This window comes from Falsiroseomonas sp. HC035, from assembly GCF_050563525.1.
In the GTDB taxonomy this organism is placed as follows: domain Bacteria; phylum Pseudomonadota; class Alphaproteobacteria; order Acetobacterales; family Acetobacteraceae; genus Falsiroseomonas.
Map to the genome: position 1 here is coordinate 182,807 of NZ_JBNXUN010000005.1, position 14,812 is coordinate 197,618.

13 protein-coding genes and 1 pseudogene are annotated in these 14,812 nt (G+C 69.7%); 5 read left to right on the forward strand and 9 right to left on the reverse strand.

Features of this window, described 5'->3' with window-relative positions; translation table 11 throughout:
* Positions 1-26: 26 nt before the first annotated feature.
* The 4 genes from ACLF3G_RS13310 to ACLF3G_RS13325 all read right to left on the reverse strand — a co-directional run bounded on the left by ACLF3G_RS13310 (position 27) and on the right by ACLF3G_RS13325 (position 5,249).
* Positions 27-965 (reverse strand): dimethyl sulfoxide reductase anchor subunit family protein, encoded by a 939-nt coding sequence (locus tag ACLF3G_RS13310; protein WP_430669866.1) that lies wholly within the window; start codon positions 963-965, stop codon positions 27-29.
* Between the two features lie 91 nt (positions 966-1,056).
* Positions 1,057-1,794, reverse strand: coding sequence for a 4Fe-4S dicluster domain-containing protein (locus ACLF3G_RS13315; protein ID WP_430669867.1), 738 nt, complete (start codon positions 1,792-1,794; stop codon positions 1,057-1,059).
* The gene (locus ACLF3G_RS13320; protein WP_430669868.1) at positions 1,791-4,655 is read right to left on the reverse strand and encodes a molybdopterin oxidoreductase family protein; all 2,865 of its coding nucleotides are present in this window, start codon (positions 4,653-4,655) and stop codon (positions 1,791-1,793) included. The genes ACLF3G_RS13315 and ACLF3G_RS13320 overlap by 4 nt, the downstream gene beginning before the upstream one ends.
* Positions 4,656-4,715: 60 nt before the next feature.
* Positions 4,716-5,249 (reverse strand): Spy/CpxP family protein refolding chaperone, encoded by a 534-nt coding sequence (locus ACLF3G_RS13325; protein WP_430669869.1) that lies wholly within the window; start codon positions 5,247-5,249, stop codon positions 4,716-4,718.
* A gap of 68 nt (positions 5,250-5,317) precedes the next feature.
* Here ACLF3G_RS13325 and ACLF3G_RS13330 point away from each other — a divergent pair, with 68 nt between their 5' ends.
* Positions 5,318-5,890: a Crp/Fnr family transcriptional regulator gene (locus tag ACLF3G_RS13330; protein ID WP_430669870.1), complete on the forward strand. Its 573-nt coding sequence runs from the start codon at positions 5,318-5,320 to the stop codon at positions 5,888-5,890.
* On the opposite strand, the gene aroC is transcribed toward ACLF3G_RS13330, so the two are convergent.
* The 3 genes from aroC to fabI form a co-directional block, all read right to left on the reverse strand.
* Positions 5,887-6,990 carry a chorismate synthase gene (gene aroC, locus ACLF3G_RS13335; RefSeq protein ID WP_430669871.1) on the reverse strand — a complete coding sequence of 368 codons (1,104 nt, stop codon included), beginning with the start codon at positions 6,988-6,990 and terminating at the stop codon, positions 5,887-5,889. The genes ACLF3G_RS13330 and aroC overlap by 4 nt on opposite strands.
* Positions 6,991-7,035: 45 nt before the next feature.
* Positions 7,036-7,503, reverse strand: a complete 468-nt coding sequence (locus ACLF3G_RS13340; protein WP_430669872.1) for a hypothetical protein — start codon at positions 7,501-7,503, stop codon at positions 7,036-7,038.
* Positions 7,504-7,572: 69 nt separating this feature from the next.
* Positions 7,573-8,421 (reverse strand): enoyl-ACP reductase FabI, encoded by an 849-nt coding sequence (gene fabI / locus ACLF3G_RS13345; RefSeq protein ID WP_430669873.1) that lies wholly within the window; start codon positions 8,419-8,421, stop codon positions 7,573-7,575.
* A gap of 166 nt (positions 8,422-8,587) precedes the next feature.
* Between fabI and pdxH the strand changes: the two genes are divergently transcribed.
* Genes pdxH through ACLF3G_RS13360 form a run of 3 tightly spaced genes read left to right on the forward strand, consistent with a single transcriptional unit; the run spans position 8,588 to position 11,545 of the window.
* On the forward strand, positions 8,588-9,142 hold the full coding sequence (gene pdxH, locus ACLF3G_RS13350; RefSeq protein ID WP_430670045.1) for a pyridoxamine 5'-phosphate oxidase: 555 nt from the start codon (positions 8,588-8,590) through the stop codon (positions 9,140-9,142).
* The gene (locus ACLF3G_RS13355) at positions 9,139-10,620 is read left to right on the forward strand and encodes an AAA family ATPase (RefSeq protein WP_430669874.1); all 1,482 of its coding nucleotides are present in this window, start codon (positions 9,139-9,141) and stop codon (positions 10,618-10,620) included. The genes pdxH and ACLF3G_RS13355 overlap by 4 nt, the downstream gene beginning before the upstream one ends.
* A 46-nt stretch (positions 10,621-10,666) precedes the next feature.
* The gene (locus ACLF3G_RS13360) at positions 10,667-11,545 is read left to right on the forward strand and encodes a universal stress protein (protein ID WP_430669875.1); all 879 of its coding nucleotides are present in this window, start codon (positions 10,667-10,669) and stop codon (positions 11,543-11,545) included.
* A 29-nt stretch (positions 11,546-11,574) separates the two neighbouring features.
* On the opposite strand, the pseudogene ACLF3G_RS13365 reads toward ACLF3G_RS13360, so the two are convergent.
* Both ACLF3G_RS13365 and ACLF3G_RS13370 read right to left on the reverse strand, forming a co-directional pair.
* Positions 11,575-11,703, reverse strand: a pseudogene (locus ACLF3G_RS13365) (transposase); the annotation flags it as partial.
* Positions 11,704-11,902: 199 nt separating this feature from the next.
* Positions 11,903-12,670 carry an SDR family NAD(P)-dependent oxidoreductase gene (locus ACLF3G_RS13370; RefSeq protein ID WP_430669876.1) on the reverse strand — a complete coding sequence of 256 codons (768 nt, stop codon included), beginning with the start codon at positions 12,668-12,670 and terminating at the stop codon, positions 11,903-11,905.
* A gap of 94 nt (positions 12,671-12,764) precedes the next feature.
* Between ACLF3G_RS13370 and ACLF3G_RS13375 the strand changes: the two genes are divergently transcribed.
* Complete coding sequence (locus ACLF3G_RS13375; RefSeq protein WP_430669877.1) at positions 12,765-14,810, forward strand: dipeptide ABC transporter ATP-binding protein; 2,046 nt, start codon at positions 12,765-12,767, stop codon at positions 14,808-14,810.
* Positions 14,811-14,812: the final 2 nt, after the last annotated feature.

Genomic DNA, 14,812 nt, shown 5'->3' on the forward strand with positions numbered 1-14,812 from the left:
TTCGGATACGTGATGGGACGAAGAAATCAGCCCTCGCCGGTGTAATACAAAGTTGCGGTGTGAGTGGCCTCGGCGAACATCAACCAGCGCTCGACCAGCAGCCCAAGCAATGCTGCGACGGCACCCAGCACCAGCAGCGTGGCCCCCAGCGCGCCGCCGATGGGGAGGGCCGCCAGCGCCAGGGACGCCGCGGCGGCGAAACCCGCCAGCGCCAAGGGCCGCAACCGGTCCCGATGCTTGCGGGCGAGACGGAATCCCATCTCGCGCAGCAGCCAGTTCTGCTCGGTATGCGGGGGATCGAGCGGACTGGTGCGACCGATCCGGCCCAATCCGGTGGCGGATTCGATCGTAGGTCCGCCGGCCGGCGCCGGCGCGTCGATCACCTGCCAGTAGCGCCGCTTCAGTAGAAGCGAGGCGACGCCGAATGCCACGGCGAGCAGCGCCGGCACGGTGGGGCGCCCTGAGAGGCCGGACAGCGCCGCCAGCAGTGCCGCGCCGGAGAAGGCGGAGAACAGCAGGTAGCCCGGCGCCACCAGGTCCTGGTGCCACTGCCGGATCGGCTTGAGCGAGGCATAGATCATCGCGGTGCACCAGACCGTCGCCGCGGCCCCGGCCGCCGCCAGAAGCCCCGACAGCGTGCCGATAACCGGCCAGCCGAACAACAACGCCAGCCCGAACAGCCCGGCCGGCACGTAGGTCGCCAGCGCCGCGACGCCTTCCCGCGACAGCCACGATGACCGCCACTGCGACAGAGCCCGCCAGGCCCGCTCCGGACGGCCGAGATGCAGCAGGGAGGAGAACAACCCGGCCGTGATCAGCAGCAGCGCCAGCCCCAGCGCCAGCAGCGCGAAGCCCGGCCAGCCCGGCATCAGCCCGAGCGGCCGCAGCACGCCGAGCCAGAACAGGAGCCCATACCCGGCACCGGAGGCGGTGGTGAAGAAGACGATGGACGGCGCCGGATTCACGTCGGGTCAATCCTGAACAGCCCGCTTCCCCCGCTGGGGGGAGAGGGTTGGGTGAGGGGGGCCGCCTGCGGCGCTTCCGCCATGGCAGGGCTCATCGGCTCAGCGCCCGGTCGAGCCAGCGCAGCAGCGGGTTCCTGATGTCGTGCGTGGCCAGTTCCGCCTCCGCCGGCGGGTTCGGGTTGGGCGCCGGGCGCTGGCGCGGGGGAAGGTACTTGTTGACCGGGTTGTAGCCCAACTCCGGCATCAGATCGTAGCCGCCGCGTGACGCCACCAGTTGCGACACGGCGCTTTGCGGATCGCCGAGGTCGCCGAAATGACGGGCCGAGACCGGGCAGGCGATGACGCAGGCCGGCTGGCGCTGCGGCTCCGGGATGGTCTCGTTGTAGATGCGGTCGACGCAGAGGGTGCATTTCTTCATCACCCCCGCATCCTCGTCCATCTCCCGCGCGCCGTAGGGGCAGGCCCAGGCGCACAGCCCGCAGCCGATGCAGGCATCGGCGTTGACCAGCACGATGCCGTCCTCGGCCCGCTTGTAGCTGGCGCCGGTGGGGCAGACGGTGACGCAGGCCGGCGTTTCGCAATGCAGGCAGGACCGCGGGAAATGCACGGTGCGTCCGGCCTCGCCCTCGCCGGCTTCGTAGGAATGCACGCGGTTGAACCAGACCCCCTCCGCACCGGCGGAGTACGGATTGAGATCGGGCAGGGGCGCGGAGTGGCCGCCGGCGTTCCATTCCTTGCAGTTGGTGGCGCAGGCCTGGCAGCCGACGCAGGTGTCGAGGTCGATGACCAGGCCGAGCTTCTTCGCGGAGGCCGGTGGCAATTCGGTCATCGCGCCGGCTCCCGGATGATCAGCGGTATGGCGGGCATGTTCGGCGGCGCCTTCACAGTCGGCGGGTGCGGCGAGGTATGCCCGAATTCATGCGGCGCGCATTTCGTGACCGAGACGCGCAGGTCGTACCAGGCCGCCTGCCCGGTCACCGGGTCGGCATTCGCGCTGCGGAAGCCCTCCTGCGCCGGCAGCCATTCGGTGATGACGTGGTTCAGCAGGAAGCCCTTCTCGGCTTCCGGGCTGTCGGCCGAAAGCTGCCACGCACCGCTGCGCTTTCCGATGGCATTCCAGGTCCACACCGTGTCCGGGTTCACGCCTTCCATCAGCGTCACCTGGCCCTTCACCCGCCCAGCGCGGCTTTCGACCCAGACCCAGTCATCCTGCGCGATGCCCTGCTTCGTCGCGGTGGCGCGGGACATGTACAGCCGGTTGGCGCCGTGAATCTGCCGCAGCCAGGCATTCATCGAGCCCCAGGAATGGTACATCGCCATCGGCCGCTGCGTGACGGCGGACAGCGGATAAGGCGCGAGGTCATGCGCCTGCTGGTCGAGCGGCGCGTACCAGAAGGGCAGCGGGTCGAAATAGGTCTCGATGCGCGGGCGCAGACGTTCGGGCGGTTGGCGCTTGCCGTGGCCCTGGGCTGCCAGGCGGAACTTCTGCAACGGCTCCGACCAGATCTGCATCACGATCTGGTTCGACTGCCCCATCATCCCCATCGCCTTGGCATCGTCCAGGTAGGCGCGGTTGGCCTGCTTGAAGTAGCCCTGCTCGGGCGGCAGCTTGTGCTGCCAGAAGCAGCCATTCTCGATGTATCTCGCGAGTTGGTCGGGGTTGGGTTCGCCGACGCCCTTCTTCGTCCCGTCCTCCCCGCGCCATCCGGCCAGCGGGCCGACGCCGGGCATGCGCTGGTGGTTGGTGATGTAGTCTGGATAATCCTTCCAGCGCGGCGAGCCGTCCTCCTTCACGAAGGCAGGCAGGCCGAGGCGCGCGCCCAATTCGATCAACACGTCCTGGAACGGCCGCACGTCGCGGTCCGGCTTGATGACGGGCTGACGGATCGCATCGCCCGGGCCGTGCGCGCTGCCGATGGGCCGGTCGAGGATGGAGATGCAGTCCCAGCGTTCCAGATACGTCGTGTCGGGCAGGATCAGATCCGCATAGGGCACCGTCTCGGAGAAGAAGGCGTCGGCGTAGATGACGTGCGGGATGCGGTAGCTGCCATCCGGGTTCTGCTCCGTCAGGATTCGGATGGTCTCGAGCGGGTTCATCGCGCTGTTCCACGCCATGTTCGCCATGAACATGAACAGCGTGTCGATCGGGTAGGGATCGCCGGCGCCGGCATTGTGGATGACGGTGTGCATCATCCCGTGCAGGCCGAGCGGCGCCTCCCAGCTGAAGGCCTTGTCGATGCGCAGCGGATGCCCGTCATCATCCACCAGCAGATCGTCCGGACCGTGCGGGAAGGCGAGCAGGTTGCCCGCGATCGGCGTGTTCGGCGCGAAGGACTTCCCGGCCGGCCCCGGCCCCGGCGGGATCGGCCGCGGGAAGGGCGATTTGTAGCGCCAGGAACCCGGCGTATCGACGGCGCCGAGCAGCATCTGCAACAGGTGCAGCGCGCGGCAGGTGTGGAAGCCGTTGGAATGCGCGGAGATGCCGCGCATGGCTTGGAAGGAGATCGGCCGCCCCACCATCGTCTCGTGCCGCCGGCCCAGCGCATCGGTCCACGGTTGGTCGATGGTGATGGTTTGGTTGAAGGCGACATCGGCGATCTCGTCGGCGAGCCGCACGATCCGCTCCGCCGCGATGCCACAGCGTTCAGCCACGGCGGCAGGCGCGTAGTCCGCGCCAAGGTAGCGTTCCGCCATGAGCTGGAAGACCGGCACGACCTTGCGGCCATCCTCGGTCGTGAACTCGCCGACGATGGCCGGCTGCATCTCGGCCGTCGCCGCATCGCGGGGCGCCTGCGCCACGCGGTCCCACGCCATCGGCTTCCCGTCGGCATCCCGCAGGAACAGCCCGTCATCCGCGCCGCCCGTGTTGCGCACCACGAGCCAGGTCGCGTTGGTGTAGCGCACGAGGAATTCGAGATCGATGCGATCCGTGCGCAGCAGCTCATGCATCAGCGCCATCACCAACAGCCCGTCCGTGCCGGGGCGGATGCCGATCCAGTCATCGGCGATGGCGGAATAGCCGGTGCGCACCGGGTTCACCGAGACGAACTTCGCCCCGCGCGCCTTCATCTTCCCCAGCCCGATCTTGATCGGGTTGCTGTCGTGGTCTTCCGCCACGCCGAACATTACCAGGTACTTCGAACGCTCCCAGTCGACCTCGCCGAATTCCCAGAAGCTGCCGCCGATGGTGTAGAGCCCACCGGCCGCCATGTTCACCGAGCAGAAGCCGCCATGCGCCGCGAAGTTCGGCGTGCCGAACTGTGCCGCCCAGAAGCCGGTCAGGGATTGCGACTGGTCGCGGCCGGTGAAGAAGGCCAGGCGCTCCGGCGCCGTCTCCCGCACATGGCGCAGCCAGCCTGTGGCGGTCTCCATCGCCTCGGCCCAGGAGATCTCGGCATATTCGCCGGACCCGCGCGGGCCGACGCGCTTCAGCGGTGCCTGCAGCCGGGCGGGCGAGTACTGCGTCATGATCCCGGCACTGCCTTTGCCGCAGATCACGCCGCGGTTCACCGGGTGGTCCGGATTGCCTTCGATGTAGCGGACGCGGCCGTCCTTCAGGTGGACCTTGATGCCGCAGCGGCAGGCGCACATGTAGCAGGTGGTGGTCTTCACCGTGTCGCCGATCGGGCGCTGCGTCTCGACCGTTTCGTCCTGGCCGGTCATACGGCGTGGCAGGTGGGTATCCGGCATGCTGTCCTCCGCGGCCCCCGAGTGTCGCGAAGGATCGGGCCGGCGGGAAGCCCCCTTCGCTCAGGGCGGGGCGTAGCCGCGCAGGCGGGCATAGGTGGCGCGCTGCGCCGGCGTCAGCGCGGCCCGCATGCCGATGTGGGCCGTCAGATGCACCTCCCGCAGCCGCCCCGTCAGGCCACCCAGCGCCGCCGTCAGCGCGGCCAGCGGCCCGGCCTCGGCCCGGCCGCCGGCGAACAGCGCGTCCAGCTCCGCCTCCAACGCCAGGATGCGGGCGCCGAGGGCGCGGGCCTCGGCGGCCATGGCGTCGCGCAGCCGCGCTGCCTCCGCGCGCTGGTCCGGTGTCAGCGCCAGCGCCTCGGCATGTTCCAGCACGTGCATCGGGCCGGGATAGAAGTTCAGTTCCGCCGCCAGCGCCAGCGCCATGCCGCGCCCGGCGAGCAGGTCCGCGGCCTGTTCGGGCGAGATCGCCTTGATGGCGCGGGCCTGCATCCCGGCATAGGGCTGCGCGGCCGGGGAGGCATGCGGGTGGTGATGCGCGTGCTGCGCGGCGGCGGGCAGGGCGAACAGAAAGGCCAGGGCGACCAGGCGGCGCATGGAGGCGGGTCCTCGGCGGTTGCCGTTTGATAGCGCCGGCGGCGCGCGGGCCGTATGATCCGGGTCACATGCCCCTGCCAAGCCTGCCACATGGCCACAGCCGCAGCCTCCTGGCCGGGGAGGCGCTGTTCCGCACCGGCGACCCCTGCATCGGCCTGGTCCTGGTCCGGCGCGGGGCCCTGGAACTGCGCCGCGTCTCCGCCGAAGGCCGCACCGCCATCCTGCACCGCGCCGGCCCGGGCGAAAGCTTCGCCGAGGCGGCGCTGTTCGCCGAGACGCACCATTGCGACGGCATCGCCGCCGTGGCGTCCGAGGTCACCATCCACCCCGCCGCCACCCTGCGCCGGGCCGCCATGGCCGAGCCCGCGCTGGCCTGGGCCCTGACCGCGCATCTGGCGGCGCGGCTGGTGGAGGAACGCGCGCGGGCGCAGCGCCTGGCGCTGCCACGCGCCGAGGACCGGCTGCTGGACCTGCTCGGCGCGCTGCCCGCGTCACCAGACGGCGCGCGCCGCATCGGCCGCAGCTGGAAGGCGGTCGCCGCCGAACTCGGCCTGACGCACGAGGCCGTCTATCGCGCCCTTGCGCGGCTGGAACGCGCCGGGCGGCTGGCGCGGCCGGCGCCTGGCGTGGTGCGGCTTTAGTTGCGCGGCAGCCTTGCGCTGCCCGGCGCGTCCGGGTTCTGCGCGCGGTGGCGAAGCAGGTGGTCGGCCAGGACCAGGGCCAGCATCGCCTCCCCCACCGGGACGGCGCGGATCCCGACGCAGGGGTCGTGGCGGCCCTTGGTCAGCACCTCCACATCCTCGCCGAAGCGATCGACGGATCGGCGCGGCGTCAGGATGGAACTCGTCGGCTTCACCGCGAAGCGCGCCACGATGGGCTGGCCGGTGGAGATGCCGCCGAGGATGCCGCCGGCGTGGTTGGAGGCGAACAGGACCTCGCCCCCCGGCCCCATCCGCATCTCGTCCGCATTGCCCTCCCCGGACAAAGCAGCGGCGGCGAAGCCATCGCCGATCTCGACGCCCTTCACGGCATTGATGCCCATGAGCGCCGCGGCGAGGTCGGCATCCAGCTTGCCATAGATCGGCGCGCCGAGGCCGGGCGGCACGCCTTCGGCCACGACCTCGACGATGGCGCCGAGGGAGGAGCCGGATTTGCGCGCGGCCGTCAGACGCGCTTCCCACCGCGCGGCGGCGGCGGGGTCCGGACAGAAGAAGGGATTTCGGTCCACCTCGGCCCAATCGAAGCGGTCGCGGTCGATGGCATCGCCGCCCATGTTCACCAGGGCGCCACGGATTGTCACGCCTTCCAGCACGCGCCGCGCGATGGCGCCGGCGGCGACCCGCATCGCGGTCTCGCGCGCCGAGGAGCGGCCGCCGCCGCGGTAGTCCCGCACGCCGTATTTCAGCTCATAGGTCAGGTCGGCGTGGCCGGGGCGGAAGCGGTCCTTGATCTCGCCGTAGTCCTTGGAGCGCTGGTCCGTGTTCTCGATGTGCAGCGCGATGGGGGTGCCGGTGGTGACGCCCTCGAAGGTGCCGGACAGAATGCGGACGGCATCGGCCTCTTGCCGCTGGGTCACGAATTTGGACTGGCCGGGGCGGCGGCGATCAAGGTACGGCTGGATGTCAGCCTCGGTCAGCGCCAGGCGCGGCGGGCAGCCATCGACCACGCAGCCGATGGCGGCGCCGTGGGATTCGCCCCAGGTGGTGATGCGGAACAGGTGGCCGAAGGTGTTGTGGGACATGGTGAGCCTCGCTTACCGCAATGTTCGGCGCGGCGCGAGGCACCCTCAGCGCGGCCGATCGGCCAGCACCGCCATGGTCAGCGCCAGGAAGGCGAGGGTGGTGACGCCGAACTTCACCGCGTGCCACACCTCCCAGGCCCTGGCCGGGCCGTGCCAGTCGGGTGGCACCGTCGCCGGCGTCCAGGTTGCGAAGATGGCGTTCAGCGGCGCCACGAAGCCGACCCACACCACCAGGAAACCCAGGGTCAGCAGCACCGCCGAAGCGAGCGCCCAGCCGCGCGCCGGCCGGTCCCGACGCAGCAGGAACGCCACCAGCCAGGCCGCGAGGATGGAGCCGATTTCCACCACTCCACCGACAAGGGCGTAGTTGCGGTACAGGGTCTCCATTGCCGTGCGCCACAGCGCGCCCGGCCATTCCAGCTTCGGTCCGGCCTGCAGGATGTGGCTGAAGCCGAGCCCCAGGTTCAGCGCGGTCAGGAACAGGCTGGTGGCGAGCGCCGGGCGGGTGGGCATGGCTGGCGATCCCCTCGATGGATCGCGCCGCCGAACGCGGCTTGGCGCCGGCAGTTGCGGCGAAACGCCTCAGACCGTCGCGATATCCGGTGCGTCCGGGTTCTTCATGCCGACGACGTGGTAGCCGCAATCCACATGGTGCACCTCACCGGTCACGCCGGAGGCGAGGTCGGACAGCAGGTACAGCCCGGCGCCGCCGACATCCTCGATGGTCACGTTGCGCTCCAGCGGCGCGTTGTACTGGTTCCACTTCAGGATGTAGCGGAAATCGCCGATGCCGCTGGCCGCCAGCGTCTTGATCGGCCCGGCCGAGATCGCGTTGACCCGGATGCCGGAGCGGCCGAGGTCGGCCGCCATGTAGCGCACGCTGGCCTCCAGCGCCGCCTTGGCCACGCCCATGACGTTGTAGTGCGGCGTCACCCTTTCCGCGCCCAGGTAGGACATGGTGAGCAGGCTGCCGCCCGGCTTCATCAGCGGCACCGCGCGCTGCGCCACGGAGACGAAGGAGTACACCGAGATATCCATCGCCTGCAGGAAGGCCGGCCGCGGCGTGTCCATGTAGCGCCCGCGCAGGAACTGCTTGTCGGCGAAGCCGATGGCATGGACCACGAAATCCAGCCCGCCCCATTCCTGGCCGAGCCTGGCGAAGACCGCATCGACGCTGGCATCGTCCGTGACGTCGCAGGGCAGCACATGCTGGCTGCCGATGCTCTCGGCCAGCGGGCGCACCCGGCGCTCCAGCGCCTCCCCCTGGTAGGTGAAGGCGATCTCGGCACCCTGGGCGGCCAGGTGGCGCGCGATGCCCCAGGCGATCGAACGGTCATTCGCCACGCCCATGATGACGCCGCGCTTCCCTGCCATCAGCGTGCCGGTGGGCACCCCCGTGCTGGCGGGTTCGGACGTAACGTCATCTGGCATGGGGAAGGGGCCTCGGCGCCTGGTTGCGATGGGCTTCCGGTGGTGGCACATGCCCTTGCCACGGGCAAGGGGCCTCGCACCTGTCGGCCTCCCACCGGCCGCCAGCAGGAGACGCGCCTTGGATACCCCGACGCAGGACGACCCTATCGCCGTCTTCGAGGACTGGATGGCAGAAGCCGCGAAGTCCGAGCCGAACGACCCGAACGCCGTCTGCCTGGCCACCGCATCGCCCGAAGGGCGTCCCTCGGCCCGCATGGTCCTGCTCAAGGGCGTCGATCGTGACCGCCCCGGGGGCGGCTTCGTCTTCTACACCAACCTGGAGAGCCGCAAGGGCGGCGAATTGGCCGCCAACCCCTTCGCCGCGCTGTGCTTCCACTGGAAGACCCTGCAACGCTCGGTGCGCGTCGAGGGGCGCGTGGAACAGGTCTCGGACGCGGAGGCCGATGCCTACTACGCTTCCCGCGCCCGCGGGTCGCGTATCGGCGCCTGGGCCAGCCGGCAGTCGCGCCCGCTGGAAAGCCGTTTCGCGCTGGAGAAGGCAGTGGCGGAACAGACGCTGCGCTTCGGCCTCGGCGAGATCCCGCGCCCGCCGCACTGGTCCGGCTTCCGACTGCGGCCGGATCGCATAGAGTTGTGGCGTGACATGCCGTTCCGGTTGCATGAGCGCCGCGTCTTCCACCGCCATGGCGATGGCTGGGCGCTGGAAATGCTCTACCCGTGATCCCCGACGCCCAAGGTCCGGCCGCCGCCTTGCTGCGCCGGCTGGCAGGGGCGGAGCCGGTGGAGACGCATATCTCGGCCGTCTTCATCGGGGCGGACACGGTGTGGAAGCTGAAGAAGGCGGTCCGCCTCGGCTTCCTCGATTTCTCCGAGCTGGCGGCGCGGGAGCATTTCTGCCGTCGCGAGCTGGCGCTGAACCAGCCGCACGCGCCGGGCCTGTACCGCGACGTGGTCCCGGTTTCGCGCCAGGATGGCGGCGATCTGGCGCTGGATGGGAGCGGCGAGCCGGTCGACTGGGTGCTGCGCATGGCGCCTGTCCCGCCCGGCGACTTCCTCGACGTGATCGCCCGGCGCGGCGGCCTGACGCCGGAGCTGCTGGATGCCACCGCCGATGCCGTTGTGGCGCTGCACCAGGCCGCCCCGCCGGCGCCGCCGGATTTCGACGCGCCGGCCGCCGCCGGCCGCGTGCTGGCGGGCAACATCCGCGACTGCCGCGCGACCGGGCTGCCGGAGGCGGAGGTCGCCGAACTCGGCACGGCGATGCAGGCGCGGCTGGCGGCCCTGGCGCCGCACCTTGCCGCCCGCGCCGCCGCGGGCTGCGTCCGCCGCTGCCATGGCGATCTGCACCTCGGCAATCTGTGCCTGTGGCAGGGCCGGCCAACGCCCTTCGACGCGCTGGAATTCGACGAGGCGCTGGCCACCACGGATACCGGCTACGACCTCGCCTTCCTGCTGATGGATCTGTGCCAGTTCGGCCAGCGCGCGGCGGCGAACCGGGTGATGAACCGCTACCTGGCGCGCACCGGCGACTTCGGGCTGCTGCCGGCGCTCGGCTTCTGGTTGGCGCTACGGGCGATGGTGCGCGCGCATGTCGAGGCGCGGCGCGGCGGCGACGGGCATCGCTACCTGGTCGCGGCACGGGATTTCCTGCGCCCGGTGGCGCCGCGCCTGGTCGCGGTGGGCGGGTTGCAGGGCACCGGCAAGACGGTGCTGGCGCGCGACCTGGCGCCCGATCTCGGCGTGGCGCCCGGTGCGCTGCACCTGCGGACGGATGAGACGCGCAAGCGCCGCGCCGGTGTCGCGCCGGAAGCGCGCCTGCCCGCCGCCGCCTATGCCGAATCGGAAAGCCAGGCGGTGCATGCCGAGATCTACGCGGCAGCCCGGCAGGCCTTGGCCGCCGGACATTCGGTGGTGCTCGATGCCGTGTTCCTGGACCCGGCGCAGCGCCGGGCGGCGGAGGATACAGCGCGGCCCTACCCCTTTACCGGCCTGTGGCTGGCTGCGCCGATCGACCTGCTGCGCCGCCGTGTCGCGGCCCGCACGGCCGAGGGGCGCGACGCCTCCGACGCGACCGTGGAGGTGCTGGAGCGGGCGGCCGCGGCCGATCCGGGCAAGATCACCTGGACGATCCTGGATGCCACGGACGCTTTCGATATCGCGCGGGCTACACTGGCCTTGCGCCCCCGGAATAGGGCATAAAGGCGTTGGGAAGGCTTTGAGACCAACTGGATAAAGGAGAGGCGCGATGGCCTATCGACGCCTGTTGCTGCCACTGACCGGAACCGCCGCCGGGGAGGCCGCCCTCGCCACCGCGCTGAAGGTGGCCAGGATCTGGAGCGCGCACCTGCACTGCCTGCATGTCCGCGTCGACGCGCGCGATGTCGCGCCGCTGGCCGGGGAGGGCCTGTCGGGCGCGATGATCGAGGAGATGATGGCCGCCACCGAACGCGAAAGCGGCGAGCGTGCCGGCCGCGTGCGCGCGCTGTTCGAGCGGTTCACCGCGACGCATGGCGACCTCACCATGGCGTCGAACCCCGACACCGCGTTGAAGGTGCCGGGTGTCACCCTGTCCTTCGAATCGATCGCGGGGCGGGAGGAGGATGTGGTGGCGCAGCAGTCGCGCCTCTACGACATGGCCGTGGTGCCGCACCCCGAGGCGGACGAGGATGTCTCCTCCTCCGACGCGCTGCACGCCGTGCTGTTCGATTCGGGCCGCCCGGTGCTGATCGCGCCGCGCGCGGCGCCGGAGGTGATGGGCAAGCGCATCTGCATCGCCTGGAACGGCAGTGCCGAAAGCGCCGCCGCGGTCGCCGCGGCACTGCCCTGGCTGCACCAGGCGGACGCCGTGCGCATCCTGCACTCCGAGGACTACCAGCGCCGCGGCCCCTCCGCCGAGGGCATCCGCGCCTATCTGCGCTGGCACGAGATCGAGGCGGAGGCCGTGGCCTTCAAGTCGCAGACGCGGGAAGTCGGCGCCGGGCTTCTGGGCGCGGCACGCGACTTCGGCGCGGACCTGATGTGCCAGGGCGCCTACAGCCATTCGCGGCTGCGGCAGTTGATTCTGGGCGGCGTGACGCGGCACGTGCTGGAGAATTCGGAAATCCCGATTTTGATGTGCCGCTGACGCAAGCCTAGGGTCAGGACTCGTTGCTCGAGGCAGAAGGTGACGGTGGCAGCGAGGGTGATGGCGCTCAAGAAGGTGTGGGCGCAGCGAGCCTGGCGCATTGCGATGCGGCGCCAGTCTTCGATCCTGCCGAACATGTTCTCGATGCGGTGGCGCTGGCGGTAGAGCGCGGTGCCATGCGGGGCGGGCAGTTTGCGTCTGCGCGTTGCGGGTGTTCAGGGCACTGCCCTGAACGGGGGTAATGCCCCTGTCCTGCAGGGCGGTGCGGAAGCGACCGCTGTCATAGCCGCGGTCGCCGCTGAGTGGACCGGAAAAGCGGCATCTCCGGTGCCGGCAGACGCGACACCCTCGCCGGCTTCAAGGCATTAGCAGGCCGCCATTCACTTCAATGACCTGACCCGTCACGAAGGAGGAGAGCGCATGCGAACTCAGGTAGAGGTAGGCACCGACGCATTCCTCCAGATTGCCTTGCCGTCGCATCGGCGTCATGCGCAGCGCCGCGTCGATCTGATGCGCGGGTGTCGAGGCGGATTTATCCGGTTTGTCGATCACTCCGGGCGCCACGGCATTCACCCGGATGTTGAAGCGTGCGACCTCCTTCGCGAGGCCTCTGGTAAAGCTGGAGACGAAGCCCTTGGAGGCGGCGTACAGCACCGATCGTCCGCCGCCACCATTTCGTGCGGCGAGCGACGTGGTGGAGATGATCACGCCCCCGTTCTGGCGTTCCATGAAGGGGAGTGCCGCGCGCGAGCAGCTGAAGACAGACCGCGCATTCAGCCCCACCACCTCGTCGAACAGATCATCGGATGCGTCCCGGATTGGGGAGCGCCGAACCAGGCCGCCGGCATTGTTGATCAGGATGTCGAGGCGGCCGAAGGCCTTGCAGGCCGTCTCCACAAGTTCCGTGCAGGCGGTGGCGTCACGCACGTCCGCGCGTAGAACGACGGCCTCGCCACCGGCGGCGCGCACATCCGCCGCTACCTGCTCCGCCTGTTCCATGTTGCTGTTGCCATGCACGGCAACCCGCATGCCTTGCGCCCCGAAGCCGCGGGCCACTGCGGCACCGATGCCGGTCGAGGAGCCGGTGATGAGCACGGCTTTGCCGGCAAGGTCGTCGATTTTCACCAGATGGGTCCTTGGCTGAACAGGATGCGGAATGCAGGCTTGCGTCCCGGCCATATAGAATGCATTTTATATCGGTGAGAAGCGGGGGAAAGCCATGAATCAGCTGCTCCACCTCGATGAGAGGCCTCCGGACAGCTACGCCGAGAGCGGGAAGGAGCCCATCCTCTCCGTCGAAGGCTTGGTGGTTGAATTCCGTACAGGCCGCGGCGTTGTGCGCGCGGTGGATGGCGTGAGCTGGTCGGTTCGGGCCGGGGAGACGCTGGCCCTCGTCGGTGAAAGCGGCTGCGGCAAATCGGTATCGGCGCTGGCTGTCATGCGCCTGCTGGCCAAGCCGATCGGGCACATCGCCGCCGGGCGCATCATGTTCCAAGGCCAGGATCTTCTCGCCCTCTCCGAAGCACAGATGCGTGAGCGCCGCGGGCGCGACATCGCCATGATCTTCCAGGAGCCGATGACCAGTCTCAACCCGGTGCTCAGTATCGGGATGCAGTTGGCCGAGCCGCTCAAGATCCACATGGGCATGGACGACGATCAGGCTCGCGCGCGTTCCATCGAGTTGCTCGGCCTGGTCGGCATCGCCGACGCAGAACGTAGGCTTACCCAGTACCCGCACCATTTCTCAGGCGGCATGCGCCAACGCGTCATGATCGCCATCGGCCTTGCCTGCAATCCGCGCCTGATCATAGCCGATGAGCCGACCACCGCGCTCGACGTCACCATCCAGGCGCAGATCCTGGAGTTGATGAAGGACCTCTCCCGCAGGCTCGGCATCACCCTCGTGCTCATCACCCACAACCTCGGCGTCGTGGCCCGCTACGCAGATCGTGTGGCTGTCATGTACGCCGGGCGCATCGCCGAGGAGGGCCCCGCGGCACGTGTCTTTGGTGCTCCGCGTCATCCCTATACCGTGGGCCTGCTGCGCTCCGTCCCGCGCCTCGACCAAGCCCGCGGTGGAATGCTGGAGACGATCGAGGGCGCGCCGCCCAACATGCTGCACCCGCCTGCGGGATGCCGCTTTGCGCCGCGTTGCCGCTGGCGGCAGGACATCTGCGCAACCGACCCCGCACTGCGCCAGGTCACCCCCGAGCAATCATCCGCCTGTCATTTCGCCGAGCACATGCCGCCCGCGCCGCAGCCGCTGAGCGGCCGCGCTCTCGCGCGCCCCAACCAGGGCGCCACGCTGCTCGAGGTCAGCGGCCTCACCAAGCACTTTCCCGTCCGGCTGCGCGGCTTTTTCGGCGGCACCGCCACCGTACGTGCCGCGCAGGACGTTTCCTTCCGCATCGCCCGTGGGGAAACCTTGGGGCTCGTTGGCGAAAGCGGTTGCGGCAAAACCACGGTCGGCCGGCTCGTGCTGCAGCTCGAGAAAGCCACTGGTGGGAAAATCCTGTTCGACGGCGAGGATCTGGCCACCGTCTCCACCCGGCGGATGAAGGCACTGCGCACACGCATCCAGGTCATCTTCCAAGACCCCTACTCCTCGCTCAACCCACGCATGACTGTCGGTGGCACCATCAGCGAGCCGCTGCGCAAGCGCCTGAACTTCAGCACCTCGGCAGCTCAAGCCCGGGTGGACGAGCTGCTCGACCAGGTCGGGCTGCTGCGCGAGATGGCGGAACGCTACCCACACCAGCTTTCCGGCGGACAGCGCCAGCGTGTGGGCATCGCACGCGCACTCGCCATGGAGCCCGACTTCATCGTCTGCGACGAACCCGTCTCGGCACTGGACGTCTCCATCCAGGGCCAGATCGTAAACCTGCTGGCCGAGCTGCAGGAGCGCCTCGGCATTGCCTACCTGTTCATCGCGCATGACCTGGCAGTGGTGCGCCACCTCTCGCATCGCATCGTCGTGATGTATCTCGGCCGCATCATGGAAACGGCAGATCGTGACGCGCTCTACGCCGAGCCGCTGCACCCCTATACCCAGGCCCTGCTCGATGCAGCACCGATCCCGGATCCCGCGGTGGAACGGCAACGTGCCGCACGTTCGCTGACCGGCGAATTGCCGTCACCGCTGTCACCGCCGCAGGGCTGCGTCTTCCACACGCGGTGCCCCCTGGCCGACGCGCAATGTCGCAGCACCATCCCGCAGTTGCGCGAAATCCGCCCCGGCCACATGGCCGCCTGCATCAAGATCTAGGG

Bases quoted from the DNA above. Each gene is read 5' to 3' on its own strand.
- ACLF3G_RS13315 (WP_430669867.1), bottom strand. From the start codon at position 1,794: ATGACCGAATTGCCACCGGCCTCCGCGAAGAAGCTCGGCCTGGTCATC.
- ACLF3G_RS13320 (WP_430669868.1), bottom strand. From the start codon at position 4,655: ATGCCGGATACCCACCTGCCACGCCGTATGACCGGCCAGGACGAAACG.
- ACLF3G_RS13325 (WP_430669869.1), bottom strand. From the start codon at position 5,249: ATGCGCCGCCTGGTCGCCCTGGCCTTTCTGTTCGCCCTGCCCGCCGCC.
- ACLF3G_RS13330 (WP_430669870.1), top strand. From the start codon at position 5,318: ATGCCCCTGCCAAGCCTGCCACATGGCCACAGCCGCAGCCTCCTGGCC.
- aroC (WP_430669871.1), bottom strand. From the start codon at position 6,990: ATGTCCCACAACACCTTCGGCCACCTGTTCCGCATCACCACCTGGGGC.
- ACLF3G_RS13340 (WP_430669872.1), bottom strand. From the start codon at position 7,503: ATGCCCACCCGCCCGGCGCTCGCCACCAGCCTGTTCCTGACCGCGCTG.
- fabI (WP_430669873.1), bottom strand. From the start codon at position 8,421: ATGCCAGATGACGTTACGTCCGAACCCGCCAGCACGGGGGTGCCCACC.
- pdxH (WP_430670045.1), top strand. From the start codon at position 8,588: ATGGCAGAAGCCGCGAAGTCCGAGCCGAACGACCCGAACGCCGTCTGC.
- ACLF3G_RS13360 (WP_430669875.1), top strand. From the start codon at position 10,667: ATGGCCTATCGACGCCTGTTGCTGCCACTGACCGGAACCGCCGCCGGG.
- ACLF3G_RS13375 (WP_430669877.1), top strand. From the start codon at position 12,765: ATGAATCAGCTGCTCCACCTCGATGAGAGGCCTCCGGACAGCTACGCC.